The sequence below is a fragment of the Chlamydia buteonis genome, from assembly GCF_900634605.1.
Taxonomy (GTDB): domain Bacteria; phylum Chlamydiota; class Chlamydiia; order Chlamydiales; family Chlamydiaceae; genus Chlamydia; species Chlamydia buteonis.
Genome location: NZ_CAAAFM010000001.1, coordinates 482,722 through 500,328, shown reverse-complemented (window position 1 = coordinate 500,328; position 17,607 = coordinate 482,722). Strand labels below are relative to the sequence as shown.

The window sequence follows — 17,607 nt, the reverse complement described above, 5'->3', positions numbered from 1 at the left end:
TTATACGTTTAGACTTCTAGGACTCGAATTCCTAAAACATCTCCTAAAGATATTATTTCCCCTCTTCCAACTTTTGCGCCGTTGAGGATTAAATCCACGCCTCGAGAGGGATGGATCCCATTGAGATTTAGAATGCTACCTTGAGAGAGCTTTAAAAACTCTTCAACAGTTAATGAGTATCGAGAAGCTTCTGCTACTAACTTATAGTTGCCGGGCAAAGGTGCTGCAGGCAAAGCTTCCGGAGTTTCTTCCGTAGGTGCTTCTTGTTGCAAACTTGGATAGCTAGTGATTTTAAATTCTCCAGATGTTTGATCAATAAAACGACCACCAAAGAACTGATGTCCTTGGACACTAAGCAAGCCTCCGCTTTCTTCTGTATCAGGATCATACAAACAACTATCTAACAAGATAAAGCTCCCATGCTCAACTTGTTGCCATTCTTCCTGAGTTAATTGGCAATAGCCAATTTCTACAGACATAGTTAAAGGTGTAGGATTTAACTGATGAATATCAAAATTTTGATTCGAAGCTGAAAGGAAATCCTTACAGCTGTTACATGTTGCTTCTGGGAAAAGTAAACGAAAACCCATAGTTTTTCCGTCTAATCCGCAATTGACATCTACAGCCTGATACGAGCCTTGTAAGTCTTTAGTAGAAAACCGAGCATCGCCGACGACTCTAACAGATAAAGAAGGTATCCAAGCGAGCTCCTGGAGCAACTTACACAGCTCTGCAGAAAAATAGTAATGAAAACCTAAAAGCTTATCTTTCTCATAAAAGTAGGAAGCTAAGCTAGAATCATTAAACACGGCAACCATGAAAGACTGAAGATCAGCTTCAGAGGTAACAAAGAAAAACGTCCCTGATGTCAAGGGTTGGGCTAAGAAAGACTGTACTAAAAAGTGTGTTCCAAAATCTTGAACAGCTTGAGCAGCAGTTAGGGAACCTCGAGGTTGAATAGTAAGACTCGTATCTTCTAGACGGAATTTTTCTTTCAACCTATTTTGGCAAAGTTCTTTAGGAAACGGAGGAAGAGAAACCACTTCTTCCGTTTTCACTAGAGAACTTAGAAAATCGTGTCTAGATTTTAACCAACTCGCGCTAGGTTCCGCTGCTACTGTCATGAGAAATCACCTTTATAAACGTGCTTCTTCAACTTTATATTGGTTTTGTTCCTGATCCTGTTGCTGCTGATCTTTTCCTTCTTGATCCTTCTCTTTATCTCTTTGATGTATTGTCGCAGCAATCATATGTAAAGGTGTCTGCACTTCTTCGATAGTTGGCAATTGTACAATACTTGTTCCAACTGTTAATTCTGTCAAATTCAAACGAAGATTTTTTAATGCTTCTACCAAACCAGCAAGCTGAGAAGGACTATTCGCTATCAGATTCACTGCATCTGCCAGCTGAACATCATTTATAAAATTGGAAAATTTTACAGAAAGATCCGTCCCAGACTGTACTAAAGTTAAATTAGCGCCAGCAAAAACTTCAGGGACATTACCTTCAGCATCTAAAACTAATTCTACTAACTGCTGACCGTTCACATCAGCAACCATCATAGATTCTACAGTACTAGCAATCACATCTTGGACCCACTGCAAATCTGCACTAGCAACTGCCACTGTAGTGCTTTCCACAACAACCTCACTGGACACAGAAGGAGCAACATCTACGAATGCCATTCCTGCTGTAGGGTTATCATAAGCCATGAAACTTTGCCCCTCTTCTTTCTCTTCTTCTTTAGAAGATACTGTGGAGGTTTTCTCTTCTGCATGCTTATCATCAGCACCACGAGCTTCTTGACGAGAACCTTTGTTAACAGTTTTGTCCTGACGATCGCATTTCGATTGTTGGCGGCCTTCCAAAGAAAAGACTTTAACATCACGGTTATCTTTAGGCTCTGGGCCTACTTCTTGTTGTATTGAATGGCGATCTGTCTTGCAATTGTACAAAGACTCAGATGTTTTATTTAATTCCATGAACTAGATTCCCCCGATTCACGTTGTTTTTTGTTGCGCAGCTGATGAAGTAGCTGTCCCATTTCATCTTGCTCTTTTTCAATTTCTCGCGCTTCTTCTTTTAGAGCTTCTTTCATCCACTCTTCTTTATGTAAACGCGTCTTTTCTTCTTCTTTTCGCCGTTTGGCTAAATTAACTTCTGCTTTTTCCAGCTCTTTAGATGCCGCTAAAACGCTTTCTTTTTGCTTATTAACTTTTTCTTCTTCTTCAGCAAGCTGTACAGCAACAACTTTAATATAAGCTTTTCTTTGTAAAACTGCATCACTCGTTGTGCCTTCATCTAACAACTCTCTGAGTTGCTGAATTTTTTGCATATAGTGATTTTTTACTTTATCACGAGCAGCTTCGATTTCTCGCAATTTTTCTTGTTCTATTTCTAAAAGCCGTCGCTTTTCCTTAACGACTTTTTCTGCTCTATCAACACGATCTTTTTTAATCGCTAGAACAGGTTCTAACGGGTATTTAGGCACGGCATTTTACCCTTAATATCTTATCGGAAAATAGCCCGAAGTTGTTGCGAGGCTTCCTCGTAATTCGTTTTTTCATGAATATCTTGCTTTAAGAATCTGTTCAATTTATCGATGTGATCTATAGCAAAATCTACTTCACGATCGGACCCTCGGCGGTATTCTCCAATACGTATGAGCATTTCGTTTGCCTTATACTTTGCTAGCACCTCTCGGGCTTTTCCTATGATGCGTCTTTGTTCCTCAGGAACAATTGCTGTCAGCAGTCGGCTTATTGATGCTAAAACATCAATAGCGGGATAGTGATATGCCTGAGCTAAAGCATTAGACAAGACAATGTGACCATCAAGAATCGATTTAACTTCATCAGCGACAGGTTCATTCATATCATCCCCGGCAACAAGTACAGTGTAAAATGCTGTAATTGTTCCTTTATCAGAAGCTCCGGAACGTTCTAATAACCTAGGTAAAGTTGAAAATACAGAAGGTGTGTATCCTGCTCGAGCTGGAGGCTCACCGGCAGCCAAACCTACTTCCCTTAGAGCTCGGGCAAATCGGGTTACAGAATCCATCATCAAAACTACGGTTTTGCCCTGATCACGAAAATACTCTGCTATAGCAGTCCCTACATAAGCAGCATTTAACCGCAACTGTGATGATTGATCTGAAGTAGAGACAACGATCACCGATCGTTTCATTCCTTCTTCTCCAAGATCCCCCTCGATAAATTCACGAACCTCTCGGCCCCGCTCTCCTATGAGAGCAATCACATTGACATCCGCTTCTTCAGCGTTTCTAGCGATCATTCCCAAGAGAGACGATTTACCAACCCCAGCCCCAGCAAAAATTCCTATACGCTGACCTCTGGCGACTGTGAGCATACCGTCGATACACCGCACACCTGTGGATAAAATTGTCCTTAACTTTTCTCTATGCAATGGATCTGGAGGGGCACGAAAAATAGGATAGGTTTCGTTAACATCAACTAAAGGTCCTTTGGTTTCGGAGTCGATAGGCTCTCCCAAACCATTTAATACACGACCTAAAAGACCGTTACCTGCACGAATATGCAAAGGTAGACCTGTTGGAATAACCTCTGAAGAAGGGCTGACTCCAGTAAGTTCTCCTAATGGCGATAAGAAAGCAAAATTTTGTGTGAAGCCGACAACTTCAGTAACGAGCGGCTCCATACCATGACGTTTAACTAAGCATACCTCCCCAACGCGTACATTGGGAACGACTGCTTTAATTAACATACCGACGACTTCAGTTATACGACCGACAACGGTAGTCAAGTGCACGTCGTTCAATTGCGACATGAGGATATCGAAATCTGTCGTCAATTCGTCCATGTTAACCTAATTGTGTGGTCATTATCGTCTTTATACTACTTACCGTAGTTCCCACGATACTAGCAAAGAGTTCTGCTCTTTGCGTTGCTCTTTGAACAGCATACTGTACTTTTAAAAAATCTGCTAAATTTTCCCTTTCTCCATTCCTATCTGAGAAGTATAGAAGGGCTCTATTTAACACTTCTTCTCCAGAAGACACCCAATTGACCATCTTACGGGCAATGGACTCGTGTTCCTCTTCTGTTTTGTTTTGTAAGTTTTGTTGAGTATGCTCAGCTATATCATTCAGATCCTCATTGATTAAATCAATGATCACACTAACAGCTTCAAAATGTTCTTGTGATAGTTTATTCTGATCTTGTTGTAGGGTCGATTGTGCATCCCATAAACGCTCTTTTAAATTGTTTATTTGCTCTTTCAGCTCTTCCGAATCCAATGCCTCTTCTAATTCAGGATCGATAATGTTAGAATTTCTGTCTTGCATCATCGCCATAGGGTTAGGCTTTACATCCTCTATATTTTTATTCAAGGAGTCTGCTGCCATCCCTAAAGAAAATGCAGGAACTTCCTTATTTAACTCACTTGCTAAAGGAGTTCCTAATGGCTTCTGTATGGAAGCTGTTTCTTTCTCAGAGTCTAACTTTGGGAAAAGCTGCAAAGGATCTATCATAAGACAATAACCAGGCGTTTTTTTATATTTAGGACGGAATAAGGTTAACTTAAAGGTCCTCCGCTTTTAGCTACTAAGTTATCATGCCAGTCTAAAACAGATTGTGCTAGAATTCTTGTTGATTCTACTTCACAATTTTCCAACACTTGATCTGCTAACTTTAAGCAATTTTCCAAGCTTTCACGACGCACTTCGAAAGAGCTTCCTTGATGCAATACAATCATCATATGTGTTAGAGAAAGGAAAGACTTAATGCTCCAATTATCTACCTCTTTTTGTGCTAAAGCGTTTAATCGTTCTTCTGCAGCAAAAATTTCCATTTTATGTAGGTCTATCAATGCTAATCCTAATTCATAACCATAATGGTCAGGATTTAAAACTTGTAGAGATTGAAAAAGCTTTTTTGCACTTTCTTCGTCGCCTTGTTTAATGGCCAACATACCAGCTTCAAACAATAACGCAAAATCGGCTTTAAATAATTCCAAATCTGCCATGATCCTTCTCTTAATTTATTAACTTCCTTTAACAGCTCTTGCCATAGTGATCATCTCTGTGTTCACTGCTGTCAAGATATTGGATACAGCTTCCATATACTGCGATAAAATTTGCATACGGAATTGCAAATTAAACATAGTACCTAAGTCGACTGTACCTTGCGTTGAGGTCTCTAATTCCGTTAGATATTGTTGCACACCTTGGACGTACTTACATACGCCATTAAGCATGTCATTAAAGTTAAAAGCTGAGCAACTGCTACCACTACTCATAAATTCTCCACTTATCTAGTCTGTTAAACCATTTTGCGGTTGATCCGCCCGAGAACTTTCTGAAGGGCTAGATATCCTGCTAATAATATTTGTTGCTTCTCAAAAGAGGCTTTATCAGAACCTTCTCGAAGAGCAACATGCAATTTTTGCACTTTATCCTGTACATTAGCTTTGATCTCCTGAGCTTTGCTCAGATCCTGCATATCTTTCTCTAAATCAAATAGCTGATGAGAAGATCTATCTTCTTTAGCAGCTGTATTTTCCATATTAAACATAGTATTTCTTCCTAAATGCAATAGAATTAACAAGCCTTAACATTAGCTATTTATTGTACTCGATTTTATATTTCAACCCTTCCTTCTCTAAAAAGATACAGTGTGGTTGTATGCTTATGACCGTCATTCCATCGATAACATCACCACGGGTCAAAATCCTACCATTGACTACAACATTAATACTCACGTCACCATATTTTGAATATCCGGTTACGCGATAACGGCTAGGATACCGTAAATTTAAATCTATAATCCCTTCTTCAACAGGCAACAAAACCACAAAATTTTTCACCAAACGTACGCCGGGAAGCGTGGAGATCTCCTGAACAACAGAACGGAACTTGTCTCCATCCTCATGATTTACATAACCAGTAAGAACCACTTCACCATTAACAAAAGCGACTTGAATATTTGCAAAGCCTGCTTGCAAAAGTTGACCTGCGATCGCCTTCAACATTTGCGATTCTATAATTACCTTATTCTCAAGCAAAGAAAGATAGTTAAAATGTACATTAAGATAATCAGCGAGACAGACAGCCTGTTCTTCTGTTTTTAGATATCCCGTTATAACAAATTCTCCAGGTTCTGGAGAGTGCATGCTTACACCCTTGAACTCTGGTTTTTTAGACAACAATATATTGATTTCTTGCCAAACAGCTTCATCATCAATAACGTTGTCATCTATGGATTTGATGAAAGACAAAGCATCCATTTTATAGAGAAGCTCACTTTTATCAATACTATTTTTTACATGTCCTATCAAAAAGAGCTGGCCATTGTTTTTATTAAATGTGTAGCGGACCGTTGGGAAAGCATTAACCACGCGTTCTATATCTTCTTGATAATCTATATTTTCTATAGGAATGACTTCTTTCGTATGAAATAGAGATGCTGTGCCTATGCCGAACAGTATAGCAAGCCCTCCTATGAATAGTGTAAGAATAAACGAACCTGTAGGCAATGTAGCGCGCTTACGTTTTTCTTCTTCTTCTTGAGCTGCTTGCTGAGCAATTTCTTCAGCATCTTGAGGACGACCGAATAATCCGTAATCTTCCGGAGCAAATGATGCTATAATAGTATCAGCAGGGGCTAAATGGTCTATGAGTAAAAATAAAGTGGTTCCTAAAGCAATAACTTGATTGGCACTTAATGTGGAGCTATTCTCTATTTTCTTTCCTTCGATAATCACGCCATTTTTACTACCTAGATCTTCTAGCATGATAGAACCATCGTTGCTTACGATGATCTTTGCATGACGATGGGATACGCTAAGGTCATTAAAGACAATGTCTGCAGAGGCAGGATCACTTCCTAGAATATAAGATTTCCCAGTGTCTAAATGGAATTCCGCACCGATATTAGCTCCGGCTAAGACTTTTAATAAAAAGCGTGAAGGTTGAGAAAGGTCTACAGAAACATTTTTTTGCGCAATCTCATCTATTTCTGCAGGAAAAATACCCTGATCAAATCTAAAGAGATCTTGTACATTAAATGGAGACAAGACTTCAGCTTTTTCAGTTTTCTTGCCTTCCTGCTCCTCTTCTTCTTCGGACTGCTCTTCAGTTTCTTCTTCTGTGTCTGTTTTTTCTTTAGGAGCTTCTTGATCGTTATGGGATTGTTCTACATCCTGAACGTCTTCAGGTTTAGTTTCTTGAGGGCTTACTTCTTCGCCTTGGGAAATTCCCTCTTTTTCTTCTGACTGTTCTGCAGAAGTAGGAGTTTCTTTGACAGGCTCACCTTCTTTGGGCCGGTCACCTTTTGTAGATTGATCCTGTGTGGCAGGATCTGAATCTGGCAACGGCGGCTGATTTTGATTAGGCAAAGCTCCGTTTTCTTCCATAGTAGCATGCTGGGTTTCAGTATTTTTTACATCCGGCAATGAGGATGTTTTCTTTTTTGATCCGGTCTTTGGCAGCGTATCCATATCTAGTTTTTGGCCGGAAGTTTCCTTCTCTGACTTTGCAGAAGCTAGGAAAGCTTCAGCGAGTTCTTTATCGGTAGGAGAAGTATCGGAAGAATCTTGCTGTTCTGAAGAAGGTTGTTTTGCTTCATCCTTTGCAGGCTGACTTTTCTTCTTCGTTTTCTTTTTAGTATCGGCAGGCTCAGGAGAGACATTAGTCGTATTTTCTGAAGAAAAATCGAAATCGTAAACAACATCGTCAGGATCAAACTCATGCGTGAAAAAAGAATATTGATTACTTCCGAATGTTATGACATCCGCGTCATTTATCGGTGTTGCCTCTGTGATTTCTTTTCCATTTACAGTAACAGGACAGGACGTATCTAGATTTGTAATAAAGTAGTGGTCATCTTCTTTTGTGATAACGACCTGAGTATTTGCAAGCTTAGGATCCTCTAACTGAATATCGCTAGACGCTGCGTCCTTCCCTATCGACCAGCTTGTTCCTTGTTCAAAAACCAGAACAAATCCTGACAAAGGGCCTTTATCAATAATTAACCGTGCACTCATGCTTTTCTACCCCTGTTGCCTATTGTCCTTGTTGTGCTTTGTTTAGTCCCAAATCTTCTAGCCAGGTTTCAGAAAAATTCATGAAACTCTCTACGTAGCGCGCAAAGTCTTCATATGAAACTTCTTCGGGAATTCTACGTGTCATGACAATATGGCCTTCGGAATCCAATCCTAAAGCGCTACCTCCTGTTTCTCTACCAAACAAGTTCGCTACCATCATTTGCAAGTACGCTTTATTGGTATCCGAAGAAGGAGGTAATTCCCCTAAGAAAGCATTAAGTACAATTTCATTATCTGCATTTTGTAATACACGTATCTTGACGAGATCGCTTATAGGCAAGACATAGGCTCCATCCGCATCGAATTCGAGGGTTGACGTTATACCAATATACGTGGCAAAATTTTTTATCAATTTTTCCAACATGCACGCTCTTCCTAATACAGGAACGGCTGTCTCTTCTTCAAAAATTTAGACAACCTCTTTTCTAGACTTGGCTTTTTCAGCCTTTAAATCGAGTTATGCCAATACAAACTTTAAAAATAAAAACGATTTCTTGTTTTTATAAACAATCTCATGTTCGTTTTCTTGTTCATCTTTTTCACTATAAAGAACAAAAGACCTAAGAAAAATCGGGATGATTTTTATTACAATTGTTATCAACTACAATCTGCCAGTACTAGACCACACTTGCATACAAATTCATCGGAGTTAACGATGAAAGCCTAGAGTATTTTCGATAGCTGTATATGTCAAGAGATGAATTAGACGCTAAAGAATCAACAGCTTAGGACGAGAAGCTCGAACCTGACTCGAAGGTATATGTGAGCTCTTTTTTTCATAAACTTCCCATTGTTTTCTTGCTGCTAGAGCTAAAAATGGTTTTTCTTTATTTGTACATTGCTTACTAATTTGAAGTTTTTTCTGCACACGCTCGCTAATAAAATCCATATCCAAACATATGATATCTTTCGGACTTTCCGCCAAAGTAAAGGTACGCGGAACATTGAAATCAAAAATCACACGGCTGGGGATGCTTGCCAAACTTTCTAAAGATAACCCTGAAAAATCTTTAGCTGATTCCGATGATCCGAAGAAAATGACATCATAGGGTTCCCTAAAAGAAAGTTGACTACGAGCCACTGTGTCGTATGGTATGGAAATATTTTTTCGAGAGCAAAAAACTAGATTTCGGTAACCTTTCGCACTCAACCCCTTTGCGATCTTCCGATTAATATCGGAGTAACCGATAAATAAAAGTTTGTCTTTTGTTGATTTACCATGCAAGTCTAGAGTTTCTTCAACGACAGACTCAATCGTTACAACAGGATGAGACAAAGACACTTGGGAACGAAAATCCTTTCCTTCTTTTAAAGCCTTCTGAAATAAAAAATGTAGAGCAAAGGGTAATTCTCGATCTGTTTTTGCTTTTATATACGCTCGTTTCACTTGGCCTTGTATTTCGGTCTCTCCAGAAATTAAGCTATCCATGCCACTAGTCACGGTAAATAAGTGAGTGAAACACGCGAGTCCTTGATAACAATAAGGACGTGTTCCTAAAGAAGAAATCCGCGACAACAATTTTGATTGCACATGACGATTACTTTTAGAAAAATAGTAAATTTCCGCTCTATGACATGTTAGCAATAAAACGAAAGATCCATCACCACCGAAAAAACGCTGAGAAAAAAAAGAATTAGCTTCAAAATCCTTTAAGACATTAATTACTGCTTCCCTTTCTTTTAAAGCAGCCTCTCGATAGCTAATTCCAACAACTCCTAGGACCATAAGCACGTTGCAATAAGTTTTCCGCTTATCCTCTAAACATAAGAAAAATAATAGAGAATGGAGAACGAAAGTAATCTAGATGTATAGCCCAAGACAAAATTAGATGCTATCTATTTATCCACTCTCCCTCAGCATTTACTAGATAGATTAGAAAAATAAATAAACTTTGCATTAGTCTAAATGCAAGACGCAGAATATAGAGTTTCGTGCCCTCTATTGTGTTATTTTTGATCGATTAACAAATACAGCATTTCAGAAAATATAGTCTATCATCAAGACACTATCTTATTTAATGATTAAATTATAAAAATCACTCGAAAATATTAAAAATATAAACTTTAATCTAAAAATTATGTCTATCTTGATTGAGAAAAAGAAATGTCGTAATCTGGCAAATCCTCTGAGAGAAGGGCTTAGATCTCTGTGAGTTTAATAGCACGCAATGCCAGGGTTGAGAAATACTCGTAGCGCTGTTATGGCCAGCTATGACGTTTGAATACAAACATCACACAGAAGAATTCTAACACAACTCTTTTCCTCTAGAATATAGCAAGAAGAATAGAAAAATATGGCAACATATACTGAATCTAGTGTGGTTTCTCTAGCCTCCTTAGAACACATCCGCCTACGAGCTGGCATGTATATAGGAAGATTAGGAGACGGTTCTCAAATTGAAGATGGTATTTATACCTTATTTAAAGAGGTGGTAGATAACGCAATTGATGAATTCATCATGGGTTATGGGAAAACTATTTCCATTTTTAGTGATGACGCTACCATAACTGTACGTGATTCTGGACGAGGGATTCCCTTAGGGAAAATGATCGAATGTGTTTCGAAAATCAACACGGGGGCAAAGTATACGCAAGATGTTTTTCATTTTTCTGTAGGATTAAATGGTGTTGGGTTAAAAGCGGTAAATGCACTTTCAGAGAAATTTACCGTACGTTCTGTACGGAAGAAAAAATACCACTATGCTACCTTTTACAAGGGAATTTTGCAAGATTCGCGACAGGGATCTACAAAAGACCCTGATGGAACAGAAATCACCTTTTCTCCAGACCCAACGATTTTCACAAATTTTTCTTTCAATGATGAGTTCCTAAGAAAAAAAATTCGTCGTTACACCTACTTGCACCCTGGCCTTGAGATAATTTGTAATAACGAAGTTTTCATCTCACAACAAGGTCTTCTTGACCTATTTAAAGAAGAAATTCTAGAACAAACACTCTACCCCCCTATTGCTTTTCACAATTCTGAGTTGTCCTTTTTATTTTCACATTTAGACACACACACAGAGAGGTATTTTTCTTTTGTTAACGGTCAAGAAACTATAGATGGGGGGTCTCATTTAGCAGCTTTTAAAGAGGCCGTTGTTAAAGGCATCAATGAGTACTTTGGAAAGAATTTCACAAGCAATGATATCCGTGAAGGGATTGTAGGCTGTATTGCTATAAAAATTGCTTCGCCAATTTTTGAATCACAAACAAAAAACAAACTTGGAAATACACAAATTCGCTCAGGAATAATCAAAGAAGTCAAAAGTGCGATTATTCAAGAGCTTAAACAAAACAAATCTCGCTCAGATCTTCTTCTAGATAAGATTAAGCTAAATGAAAAAACGCGAAAAAATATCCAATTCATAAAGCAAGATCTTAAAGACAAGCAGAAGAAACTTCATTATAAAATTCCGAAACTTCGTGATTGTAAGTTCCACTATAATGAGCGTTCTCTTTATGGTGAGGCATCATCTATTTTTGTGACAGAAGGAGAGTCCGCTTCTGCATCTATTTTATCCTCAAGAAATCCGCTAACACAAGCTGTATTTTCTCTTCGAGGGAAACCTATGAACGTTTTTTCTTTAGAAGAAGAAAAAATGTACAAAAACGACGAGTTATTTTACCTAGCAACGGCATTAGGTATTACAAAAAATAGCACGCAACACTTGCGTTATAACAAAATCATCCTTGCCACCGACGCTGATGTAGATGGCATGCACATCCGGAATTTATTAATTACATTCTTTTTAAAAACTTTCTTGTCCGTTGTTGAAAACCAGCACCTGTTTATTTTAGAGACGCCTCTATTTAAAGTGCGTTATAAGGATACGACACTATATTGCTACTCAGATCAGGAAAAGACTCAGGCAATACAGAAATTAGGGAAAAAAGAAGCTCATTTAGAAGTCACGCGATTTAAAGGGTTAGGAGAAATCTCTCCTAGAGAATTTAAAACCTTTATTGGTGAGGACATGCGCCTGACCCCCGTAACAATTAGTTCATTAGAATCTTTAGAGTCCCTTTTACAATTTTACATGGGGAAAAACACTAAAGAACGGAAACAATTTATTATGAATAACCTGATTACCAACTTATAACTTATGCATGATGTTTCAGAGCTTTTTAAAACACATTTTATGCATTACGCATCTTATGTGATTTTAGAAAGAGCCATTCCTCATATCCTTGATGGCCTTAAACCCGTCCAACGACGCTTACTTTGGACATTGTTTTGTATGGACGACGGCAAAATGCACAAAGTTGCCAATATTGCCGGTAGAACTATGGCACTACATCCCCATGGGGATGCTCCAATTGTCGAAGCTCTTGTTGTGCTAGCAAATAAAGGTTACCTTATCGATATGCAAGGAAACTTCGGGAATCCTCTAACAGGTGACCCTCATGCAGCAGCGAGATATATCGAAGCACGTCTTAGCCCTCTAGCTAAAGAAATCTTGTTCAATACTGATTTGATGTCTTTTCATGATTCTTATGACGGAAGAGATAGGGAGCCTGATATCCTTCCTGCTAAACTTCCCTTACTTTTGTTACATGGTGTTGAAGGGATTGCTGTAGGGATGACTACAAAAATCTTCCCGCATAATTTTTGTGAGCTTATAGAAGCACAAATTGCTATTTTAAATAATCGTGCTTTTACCTTGCTGCCTGATTTCTATTCTGGAGGTGTTATGGATGCCTCAGAATATCAAGATGGCTTAGGCTCAATAACAATGCGCGCTTCTATTCAAACTGTTGATCAAAAAACCCTAATTATAAAAGAAATTTGCCCATCAACCACAACAGAAACCCTAATCCGCTCTATAGAAAACGCAGCTAAACGCGGTGTGATCAAAATTGATTCAATTCAAGATTTCTCAACAGACCAACCCCACATAGAAATAAAACTTCCTAAAGGAGTCTATGCTAAGGATATTATCGAATCTTTATTTCAACATACGGAATGTCAAGTCGTTTTAACCTCGAGACCCACAGCTATTTATAATAATAAACCTGTTGAGACTTCCGTCTCTGAAATTTTAAAACTCCATACAGAAGTCCTGGAAGGCTATCTCCAAAAAGAACTGCAGATACTCCATGATGGGTTAGCTCAAGAACATTACTATAAATCTCTGGAATATATTTTCATTAAACACCGTCTGTACGATACGGTCAGGGAAAACCTCTCTAAGTTAAAAAATAAGGTGTCTCAAGAAGATCTACATGAAGCCGTTTTGACTGCTTTAGAACCTTTTCTCTCTAACTTACCTGAAATTCCAAGTAAACAAGCAACAGGACAACTTGCTTCCTTAGCAATTAAGAAAATTCTCTGCTTTAATGAAAATAGCTATACCAAAGATCTCGCAACAATAGAGAAAAAACGAGCTGCTGTAAAAAAAGATCTCAGCAACATGAAAAAGTTCACTATCAAATATCTCAAAGGCCTTTTAGCAAAATATGGCGAACTCGGGAAAAGAAAGACTCAAGTTTTATCTTTTTCTAAACAAAAGAAATCCATTCTTAAACAACAAACTTTACTGTAATCAAAAACAATAAATTGCTATTTTTTGAAACTTTTTATTTTATGGTTATAGAAAATAAGTTCTCTCCTTAGTAAAATACATAATTAAGCTAGCCACCAAGGTCTATAGGATTATGGAACCACGTTACATCAACATCAAAAAGGCTGAGACTCAGGAAATTGCACCAGTAAAAGAGACGCCGACTCCTGAATATCTATCACCCACTAATACGACCTTCGAAGGTCCTGTACGCACCTTGGATCAGCTAAAATTAGCTCTTATTCAGAAAATGGGAGAAGAAAAAGGGAAAGAGATGTATGACCAGTTCATTCAATCTATTCTGATTTCTTCGTTTGGCAACATCCATAAAGAAATGGATCGTGCGCAAAAAGCCTCTAAAAAAATGCGTTCTGTTTATAAAGAGTAGTATGGGAATCTCCTACTTTTTAGCCCTGCCCTTAAGCGAAAAAGACCTCTCATATTTTCTAAACTCTGCGCAACGTTGGGCTCCATTTTTAAACCAGGATCTCTATCTTTCTCTCATTTCTTACAATGCTACTGCCTATCTAGCTAAAGAAATCTCTTCTTTCCCCTGTACTCTTGAACAATGGCAGAAAGCTGTGAATCACGTATCCAGCCTTCTTACCCATACATTCTTATGTTCATCCGTTGATTCCCTTGTTTTCCTGGCCTGTCCACAATTTAAACAAATTGAACTCACAGCTCCCGCCAACTAAAATTTAAATTTAAAAAGTAATTGAACTACAATCTTCTTGTTTCGCCATTAATCTCGATACAAAAATACCTGAAAACAACAACAGCCCAATTAAGTATTTTTTTAAGATGTATTTACAAGGATCTATTTTCGCTTTTCCCTAGAACCATAAGCTTTTTTATTTTAAAATGTTTTAATAAAAACCGCTCATTGCAATGAAATCAAATAACCCACTTCTTTTTATTGTTAATGAAACCAATCGAGATCGGTTAGATAAGTTTTTAGTTTCGCAAAACCCAAAATATTCTCGAGCTTTTTATCAACAGCACATTTTAGATAAACGGGTTACAATTAATGAGCAAATACAGACAAAAGTTTCCACACAATTGGCTCCTGGAGATACTGTCTCTATTACCATTGAAGAAAAAGAAGAACCTTCAGAACTATTACCCGAAGCCATCCCCCTAGAGAAAATCTATGAAGATGAAATGATTCTCGTTATAAATAAACCTAGGGACATGGTAGTACATCCAGCTCCTGGACACACTAGAGGCACGGTTGTTCATGCTCTACTTCATGAAATCGGAGAGCGTCTCAAACAAGAGTTCCCCGAAGAGCCCTGGAGACCAGGAATCATCCATAGATTAGACAAAGATACTTCAGGCTTACTCATCACTGCAAAAACCCGCCAAGCAAAAATGATTTATAGTGAATTATTTGCAACAAAACAGTTAAAAAAGAGCTATTTGGCGATTTGTGTGGGGAAACCATCAGCCTCTATAATTCATACAAAATTAGCCAGACATCATACTAAACGCAAAGAAATGGCTGTTTCCTCAATAGGGAAAGAAGCTGTTACTCGTTGCGAGGTACTCGCTTACAATGGGAAATTAAGTTTAGTTCTCCTGCATCCAGAAACAGGACGCACTCATCAACTTAGAGTTCATATGAAACATCTATCCACCCCAATTTTAGGCGACCCAGTTTATGGATTAGCTTCTGCCAACTCATGTTATGGTCTTGACAAACAACAATTACACGCCTATAGCGTGAATTTTACCCACCCCCAGACGCATAAACATTTAAACCTAACAACAGAACTGCCCCGAGATATGAAGATCTTGATAATAAAAGAGTTTCATAATAGTAAAACTGTTATTAACAAACAATTATTTGAATCAACCATAAAATAAATTTGATAATTAATTAAGTTTGATTATTTTAACAGACCAATTAAAATTAAATTAATTCGAGTTCGATTTTTTACTGTTCTCCAGCAGATAACGCGAATTTAGTTATAGGATTACTTTATGAAAGACTTTTTAAGTTACATTATCAAAAACCTTGTGGATCGCCCTGAGGAAGTACACATTAAAGAAGTGCAAGGGACTCACACCATTATTTACGAATTAACCGTTGCGAAACCTGATATTGGTAAAATTATCGGAAAAGAGGGCCGCACCATCAAAGCTATTCGTACTCTCTTGGTATCTGTAGCTAGTAGAAATAATGTAAAAGTTAGCTTAGAAATTATGGAAGATAAATAGTTTTAGAGTTTTCTCCCCTTAGATAGATTTTCTATAATATTTTTATACTTTCTAGATGTATACTGCTTCCGCCTGCGGAGACTCCGCAGGCAAAAAAGTGAGACTTTTCTTCTACTTGACAGCTTCTAACTTTAGGAAGTTCGGACCGAGCAGGATTCGAACCTGCGACCATTCGCTTAGAAGGCGAATGCTCTATCCACTGAGCTATCGGTCCAGATCTATTGAGAAACGCAAAACCTTGGCCAAAGACACTGACCTCAGCCTAGGTAAAGGGACAATTCAAGCTATAGTATAAATCTATATCTAAAAAAGTCAATTTAAGACTCGGCCCTTCTATTCCCTTGTGTTCCTCGAAGAGCTTTCTGTCCTTAAAATCGTGAGTAGACTTGTTTAAAATAAACCTCTATAGTGGCTTTTTAACCGAAAGAAAAAGAGCGCGTACGATGTTCTCAGATAAGATGATCCTGATAGCTGGACCTTGTGTAATAGAGGAAGAAGAAACTACGTTAGAAATCGCCTCAAAAATCCAAGAAATAGTAGCTCCCTATACCGATCACATACACTGGATTTTCAAAAGTAGCTACGACAAAGCAAATCGTTCTTCTATAAATTCTTATCGTGGTCCCGGATTAAAAGAGGGGTTGAGAATCTTATCCAAAGTTAAACAAACTTTTGGCATAGAAATCCTTACTGATGTGCACTCACCAGAAGAAGCACGTGCAGCAGCAGAGGTTTGTGATATTCTTCAAATCCCTGCATTTCTATGCCGCCAAACAGATCTTCTCGTTGCTGCTGCTAAAACAAATGCTATTATTAACATTAAAAAAGGGCAATTTCTCTCTCCCTGGGATATGCAAGGCCCTGTAGACAAAGTCCTTTCTACCGGAAATTCCAAGATTATTTTAACCGAACGAGGCTGCTCTTTTGGTTACAATAATCTTGTTTCAGATATGCGTTCTATTGCTGTTCTCTCAAGGATGGGCTTCCCCGTAGTTTTTGATGGGACTCATTCTGTACAGCTTCCTGGAGGGTTAAAAACCCATAGCGGTGGGCAAACAGAGTTTATACCGACATTAACACGAGCTGCACTAGCTGCAGGAGCGCATGGTTTATTCATAGAGACACATACTAACCCTTCTATAGCAAAAAGTGATGCGGCTTCTATGTTATCCTTAAAATCTTTTGAAGTTCTCCTTCCGATATGGAGTCAGCTGTATAAATGTGTGCGTTCATTTGAGATGGCTTCAGTATGACCAAATTTTTGTTCTATGGCTTGTTCTGCTCGTTAGGGATATTCGGCATTGCCTGCACAACAATAATTGCTATAATCAAAGTAGATAGCATTTGCGATGTCTCTTGCATGAATAAACATTTTGAAAAGGCTCCTCCTTTTCTAAAGATAAAAAAACTGGGGATACACAAACAGATAACTTCTCCTGAGCGGCAGTTTTTTAACTGCCACGTAGATAAATCTTGTATGGAATTGCATTTCTCTGATGCAAATTATGCCTGTAAAGAAGCTCTGTCTAAACTTTCAGGGCATATCCATACGCAAGATTTAGATAAACTTATGACATTTCAGGGCAACGGCGGTCTGTTAAATTACCAAGACTGCTCTTTAAATATTTATGATTGTCGCTTTCATGTAGATCCTATCCATCCTGATCCCAATGCTCCTGAAGAACGCGCTGTAGGAGGCATGAAAACTTTGTCCCTATCTTTATTGAGAAAATGAGTT

The 17,607-nt window shown here is 38.2% G+C and carries 19 protein-coding genes and 1 tRNA gene; 8 read left to right on the top strand and 12 right to left on the bottom strand.

Translation table 11 applies throughout. The features are described from left to right. Window positions 1-8: 8 nt before the first annotated feature. The 11 genes from sctQ to E1N70_RS02130 all read right to left on the bottom strand — a co-directional run bounded on the left by sctQ (window position 9) and on the right by E1N70_RS02130 (window position 9,808). The gene (gene sctQ, locus E1N70_RS02180; protein ID WP_131743930.1) at window positions 9-1,124 is read right to left on the bottom strand and encodes a type III secretion system cytoplasmic ring protein SctQ; all 1,116 of its coding nucleotides are present in this window, start codon (window positions 1,122-1,124) and stop codon (window positions 9-11) included. A 12-nt stretch (window positions 1,125-1,136) separates the two neighbouring features. Next, entirely contained in the window at window positions 1,137-1,982 is an 846-nt protein-coding gene (locus tag E1N70_RS02175) for a DUF5421 family protein (RefSeq protein WP_131743929.1), read from the bottom strand. After that, window positions 1,973-2,491 carry a type III secretion T3S chaperone gene (locus E1N70_RS02170; RefSeq protein WP_131743928.1) on the bottom strand — a complete coding sequence of 173 codons (519 nt, stop codon included), beginning with the start codon at window positions 2,489-2,491 and terminating at the stop codon, window positions 1,973-1,975. The genes E1N70_RS02175 and E1N70_RS02170 overlap by 10 nt, the downstream gene beginning before the upstream one ends. Window positions 2,492-2,511: 20 nt before the next feature. Beyond that, window positions 2,512-3,840, bottom strand: coding sequence for a type III secretion system ATPase SctN (gene sctN / locus E1N70_RS02165; protein WP_131743927.1), 1,329 nt, complete (start codon window positions 3,838-3,840; stop codon window positions 2,512-2,514). A gap of 1 nt (window position 3,841) precedes the next feature. Beyond that, window positions 3,842-4,510: a CT668 family type III secretion system protein gene (locus tag E1N70_RS02160; RefSeq protein ID WP_131743926.1), complete on the bottom strand. Its 669-nt coding sequence runs from the start codon at window positions 4,508-4,510 to the stop codon at window positions 3,842-3,844. 44 nt (window positions 4,511-4,554) lie between these two features. Further along, complete coding sequence (locus E1N70_RS02155) at window positions 4,555-5,004, bottom strand: CdsG family type III secretion system protein (RefSeq protein WP_006342708.1); 450 nt, start codon at window positions 5,002-5,004, stop codon at window positions 4,555-4,557. Between the two features lie 18 nt (window positions 5,005-5,022). Further along, a complete protein-coding gene (gene cdsF, locus E1N70_RS02150) occupies window positions 5,023-5,277 on the bottom strand; it encodes a type III secretion system protein CdsF (protein WP_006343709.1) in 255 nt (84 codons plus the stop codon). 23 nt (window positions 5,278-5,300) lie between these two features. Next, window positions 5,301-5,552, bottom strand: coding sequence for a DUF5398 family protein (locus E1N70_RS02145; RefSeq protein ID WP_131743925.1), 252 nt, complete (start codon window positions 5,550-5,552; stop codon window positions 5,301-5,303). 46 nt (window positions 5,553-5,598) lie between these two features. After that, window positions 5,599-8,022 carry a type III secretion system inner membrane ring subunit SctD gene (gene sctD / locus E1N70_RS02140; RefSeq protein WP_131743924.1) on the bottom strand — a complete coding sequence of 808 codons (2,424 nt, stop codon included), beginning with the start codon at window positions 8,020-8,022 and terminating at the stop codon, window positions 5,599-5,601. A 19-nt stretch (window positions 8,023-8,041) separates the two neighbouring features. After that, window positions 8,042-8,446, bottom strand: a complete 405-nt coding sequence (locus tag E1N70_RS02135; protein WP_014943617.1) for a CesT family type III secretion system chaperone — start codon at window positions 8,444-8,446, stop codon at window positions 8,042-8,044. A 345-nt stretch (window positions 8,447-8,791) separates the two neighbouring features. Next, window positions 8,792-9,808 carry a glutamyl-tRNA reductase gene (locus E1N70_RS02130; RefSeq protein WP_131743923.1) on the bottom strand — a complete coding sequence of 339 codons (1,017 nt, stop codon included), beginning with the start codon at window positions 9,806-9,808 and terminating at the stop codon, window positions 8,792-8,794. A 568-nt stretch (window positions 9,809-10,376) separates the two neighbouring features. Between E1N70_RS02130 and E1N70_RS02125 the strand changes: the two genes are divergently transcribed. The 6 genes from E1N70_RS02125 to E1N70_RS02100 all read left to right on the top strand — a co-directional run bounded on the left by E1N70_RS02125 (window position 10,377) and on the right by E1N70_RS02100 (window position 15,869). Then, window positions 10,377-12,185: a DNA topoisomerase IV subunit B gene (locus E1N70_RS02125; protein ID WP_131743922.1), complete on the top strand. Its 1,809-nt coding sequence runs from the start codon at window positions 10,377-10,379 to the stop codon at window positions 12,183-12,185. 3 nt (window positions 12,186-12,188) lie between these two features. Continuing rightward, window positions 12,189-13,628, top strand: coding sequence for a DNA gyrase subunit A (locus E1N70_RS02120; protein ID WP_131743921.1), 1,440 nt, complete (start codon window positions 12,189-12,191; stop codon window positions 13,626-13,628). Between the two features lie 112 nt (window positions 13,629-13,740). Beyond that, window positions 13,741-14,034: a CT656 family putative T3SS effector gene (locus tag E1N70_RS02115; protein ID WP_131743920.1), complete on the top strand. Its 294-nt coding sequence runs from the start codon at window positions 13,741-13,743 to the stop codon at window positions 14,032-14,034. Window position 14,035: 1 nt separating this feature from the next. Then, entirely contained in the window at window positions 14,036-14,344 is a 309-nt protein-coding gene (locus tag E1N70_RS02110; protein WP_131743919.1) for a hypothetical protein, read from the top strand. A gap of 193 nt (window positions 14,345-14,537) precedes the next feature. After that, window positions 14,538-15,515, top strand: a complete 978-nt coding sequence (locus E1N70_RS02105) for an RluA family pseudouridine synthase (protein WP_131743918.1) — start codon at window positions 14,538-14,540, stop codon at window positions 15,513-15,515. A gap of 117 nt (window positions 15,516-15,632) precedes the next feature. Beyond that, window positions 15,633-15,869: a KH domain-containing protein gene (locus E1N70_RS02100; protein ID WP_006342697.1), complete on the top strand. Its 237-nt coding sequence runs from the start codon at window positions 15,633-15,635 to the stop codon at window positions 15,867-15,869. A 141-nt stretch (window positions 15,870-16,010) separates the two neighbouring features. On the opposite strand, the gene E1N70_RS02095 is transcribed toward E1N70_RS02100, so the two are convergent. Next, a tRNA-Arg gene (locus E1N70_RS02095) sits at window positions 16,011-16,083 on the bottom strand. Between the two features lie 229 nt (window positions 16,084-16,312). Between E1N70_RS02095 and kdsA the strand changes: the two genes are divergently transcribed. Then, entirely contained in the window at window positions 16,313-17,122 is an 810-nt protein-coding gene (kdsA, locus tag E1N70_RS02090; protein WP_131743917.1) for a 3-deoxy-8-phosphooctulonate synthase, read from the top strand. Continuing rightward, window positions 17,119-17,604: a DUF1137 domain-containing protein gene (locus tag E1N70_RS02085; RefSeq protein WP_131743916.1), complete on the top strand. Its 486-nt coding sequence runs from the start codon at window positions 17,119-17,121 to the stop codon at window positions 17,602-17,604. Before kdsA ends, E1N70_RS02085 begins: the two co-directional genes overlap by 4 nt. Window positions 17,605-17,607: the final 3 nt, after the last annotated feature.

What these genes read in the sequence shown, in the direction of transcription:
- E1N70_RS02160 (WP_131743926.1), bottom strand. Translation starts at nt 4,510, where the DNA reads ATGATAGATCCTTTGCAGCTTTTCCCAAAGTTAGACTCTGAGAAAGAA.
- E1N70_RS02125 (WP_131743922.1), top strand. Translation starts at nt 10,377, where the DNA reads ATGGCAACATATACTGAATCTAGTGTGGTTTCTCTAGCCTCCTTAGAA.
- E1N70_RS02110 (WP_131743919.1), top strand. Translation starts at nt 14,036, where the DNA reads ATGGGAATCTCCTACTTTTTAGCCCTGCCCTTAAGCGAAAAAGACCTC.
- sctN (WP_131743927.1), bottom strand. Translation starts at nt 3,840, where the DNA reads ATGGACGAATTGACGACAGATTTCGATATCCTCATGTCGCAATTGAAC.
- E1N70_RS02155 (WP_006342708.1), bottom strand. Translation starts at nt 5,004, where the DNA reads ATGGCAGATTTGGAATTATTTAAAGCCGATTTTGCGTTATTGTTTGAA.
- sctQ (WP_131743930.1), bottom strand. Translation starts at nt 1,124, where the DNA reads ATGACAGTAGCAGCGGAACCTAGCGCGAGTTGGTTAAAATCTAGACAC.
- kdsA (WP_131743917.1), top strand. Translation starts at nt 16,313, where the DNA reads ATGTTCTCAGATAAGATGATCCTGATAGCTGGACCTTGTGTAATAGAG.
- E1N70_RS02100 (WP_006342697.1), top strand. Translation starts at nt 15,633, where the DNA reads ATGAAAGACTTTTTAAGTTACATTATCAAAAACCTTGTGGATCGCCCT.
- E1N70_RS02120 (WP_131743921.1), top strand. Translation starts at nt 12,189, where the DNA reads ATGCATGATGTTTCAGAGCTTTTTAAAACACATTTTATGCATTACGCA.
- E1N70_RS02115 (WP_131743920.1), top strand. Translation starts at nt 13,741, where the DNA reads ATGGAACCACGTTACATCAACATCAAAAAGGCTGAGACTCAGGAAATT.
- E1N70_RS02175 (WP_131743929.1), bottom strand. Translation starts at nt 1,982, where the DNA reads ATGGAATTAAATAAAACATCTGAGTCTTTGTACAATTGCAAGACAGAT.
- E1N70_RS02105 (WP_131743918.1), top strand. Translation starts at nt 14,538, where the DNA reads ATGAAATCAAATAACCCACTTCTTTTTATTGTTAATGAAACCAATCGA.
- E1N70_RS02130 (WP_131743923.1), bottom strand. Translation starts at nt 9,808, where the DNA reads ATGGTCCTAGGAGTTGTTGGAATTAGCTATCGAGAGGCTGCTTTAAAA.
- E1N70_RS02135 (WP_014943617.1), bottom strand. Translation starts at nt 8,446, where the DNA reads ATGTTGGAAAAATTGATAAAAAATTTTGCCACGTATATTGGTATAACG.
- E1N70_RS02085 (WP_131743916.1), top strand. Translation starts at nt 17,119, where the DNA reads ATGACCAAATTTTTGTTCTATGGCTTGTTCTGCTCGTTAGGGATATTC.
- sctD (WP_131743924.1), bottom strand. Translation starts at nt 8,022, where the DNA reads ATGAGTGCACGGTTAATTATTGATAAAGGCCCTTTGTCAGGATTTGTT.
- cdsF (WP_006343709.1), bottom strand. Translation starts at nt 5,277, where the DNA reads ATGAGTAGTGGTAGCAGTTGCTCAGCTTTTAACTTTAATGACATGCTT.
- E1N70_RS02145 (WP_131743925.1), bottom strand. Translation starts at nt 5,552, where the DNA reads ATGTTTAATATGGAAAATACAGCTGCTAAAGAAGATAGATCTTCTCAT.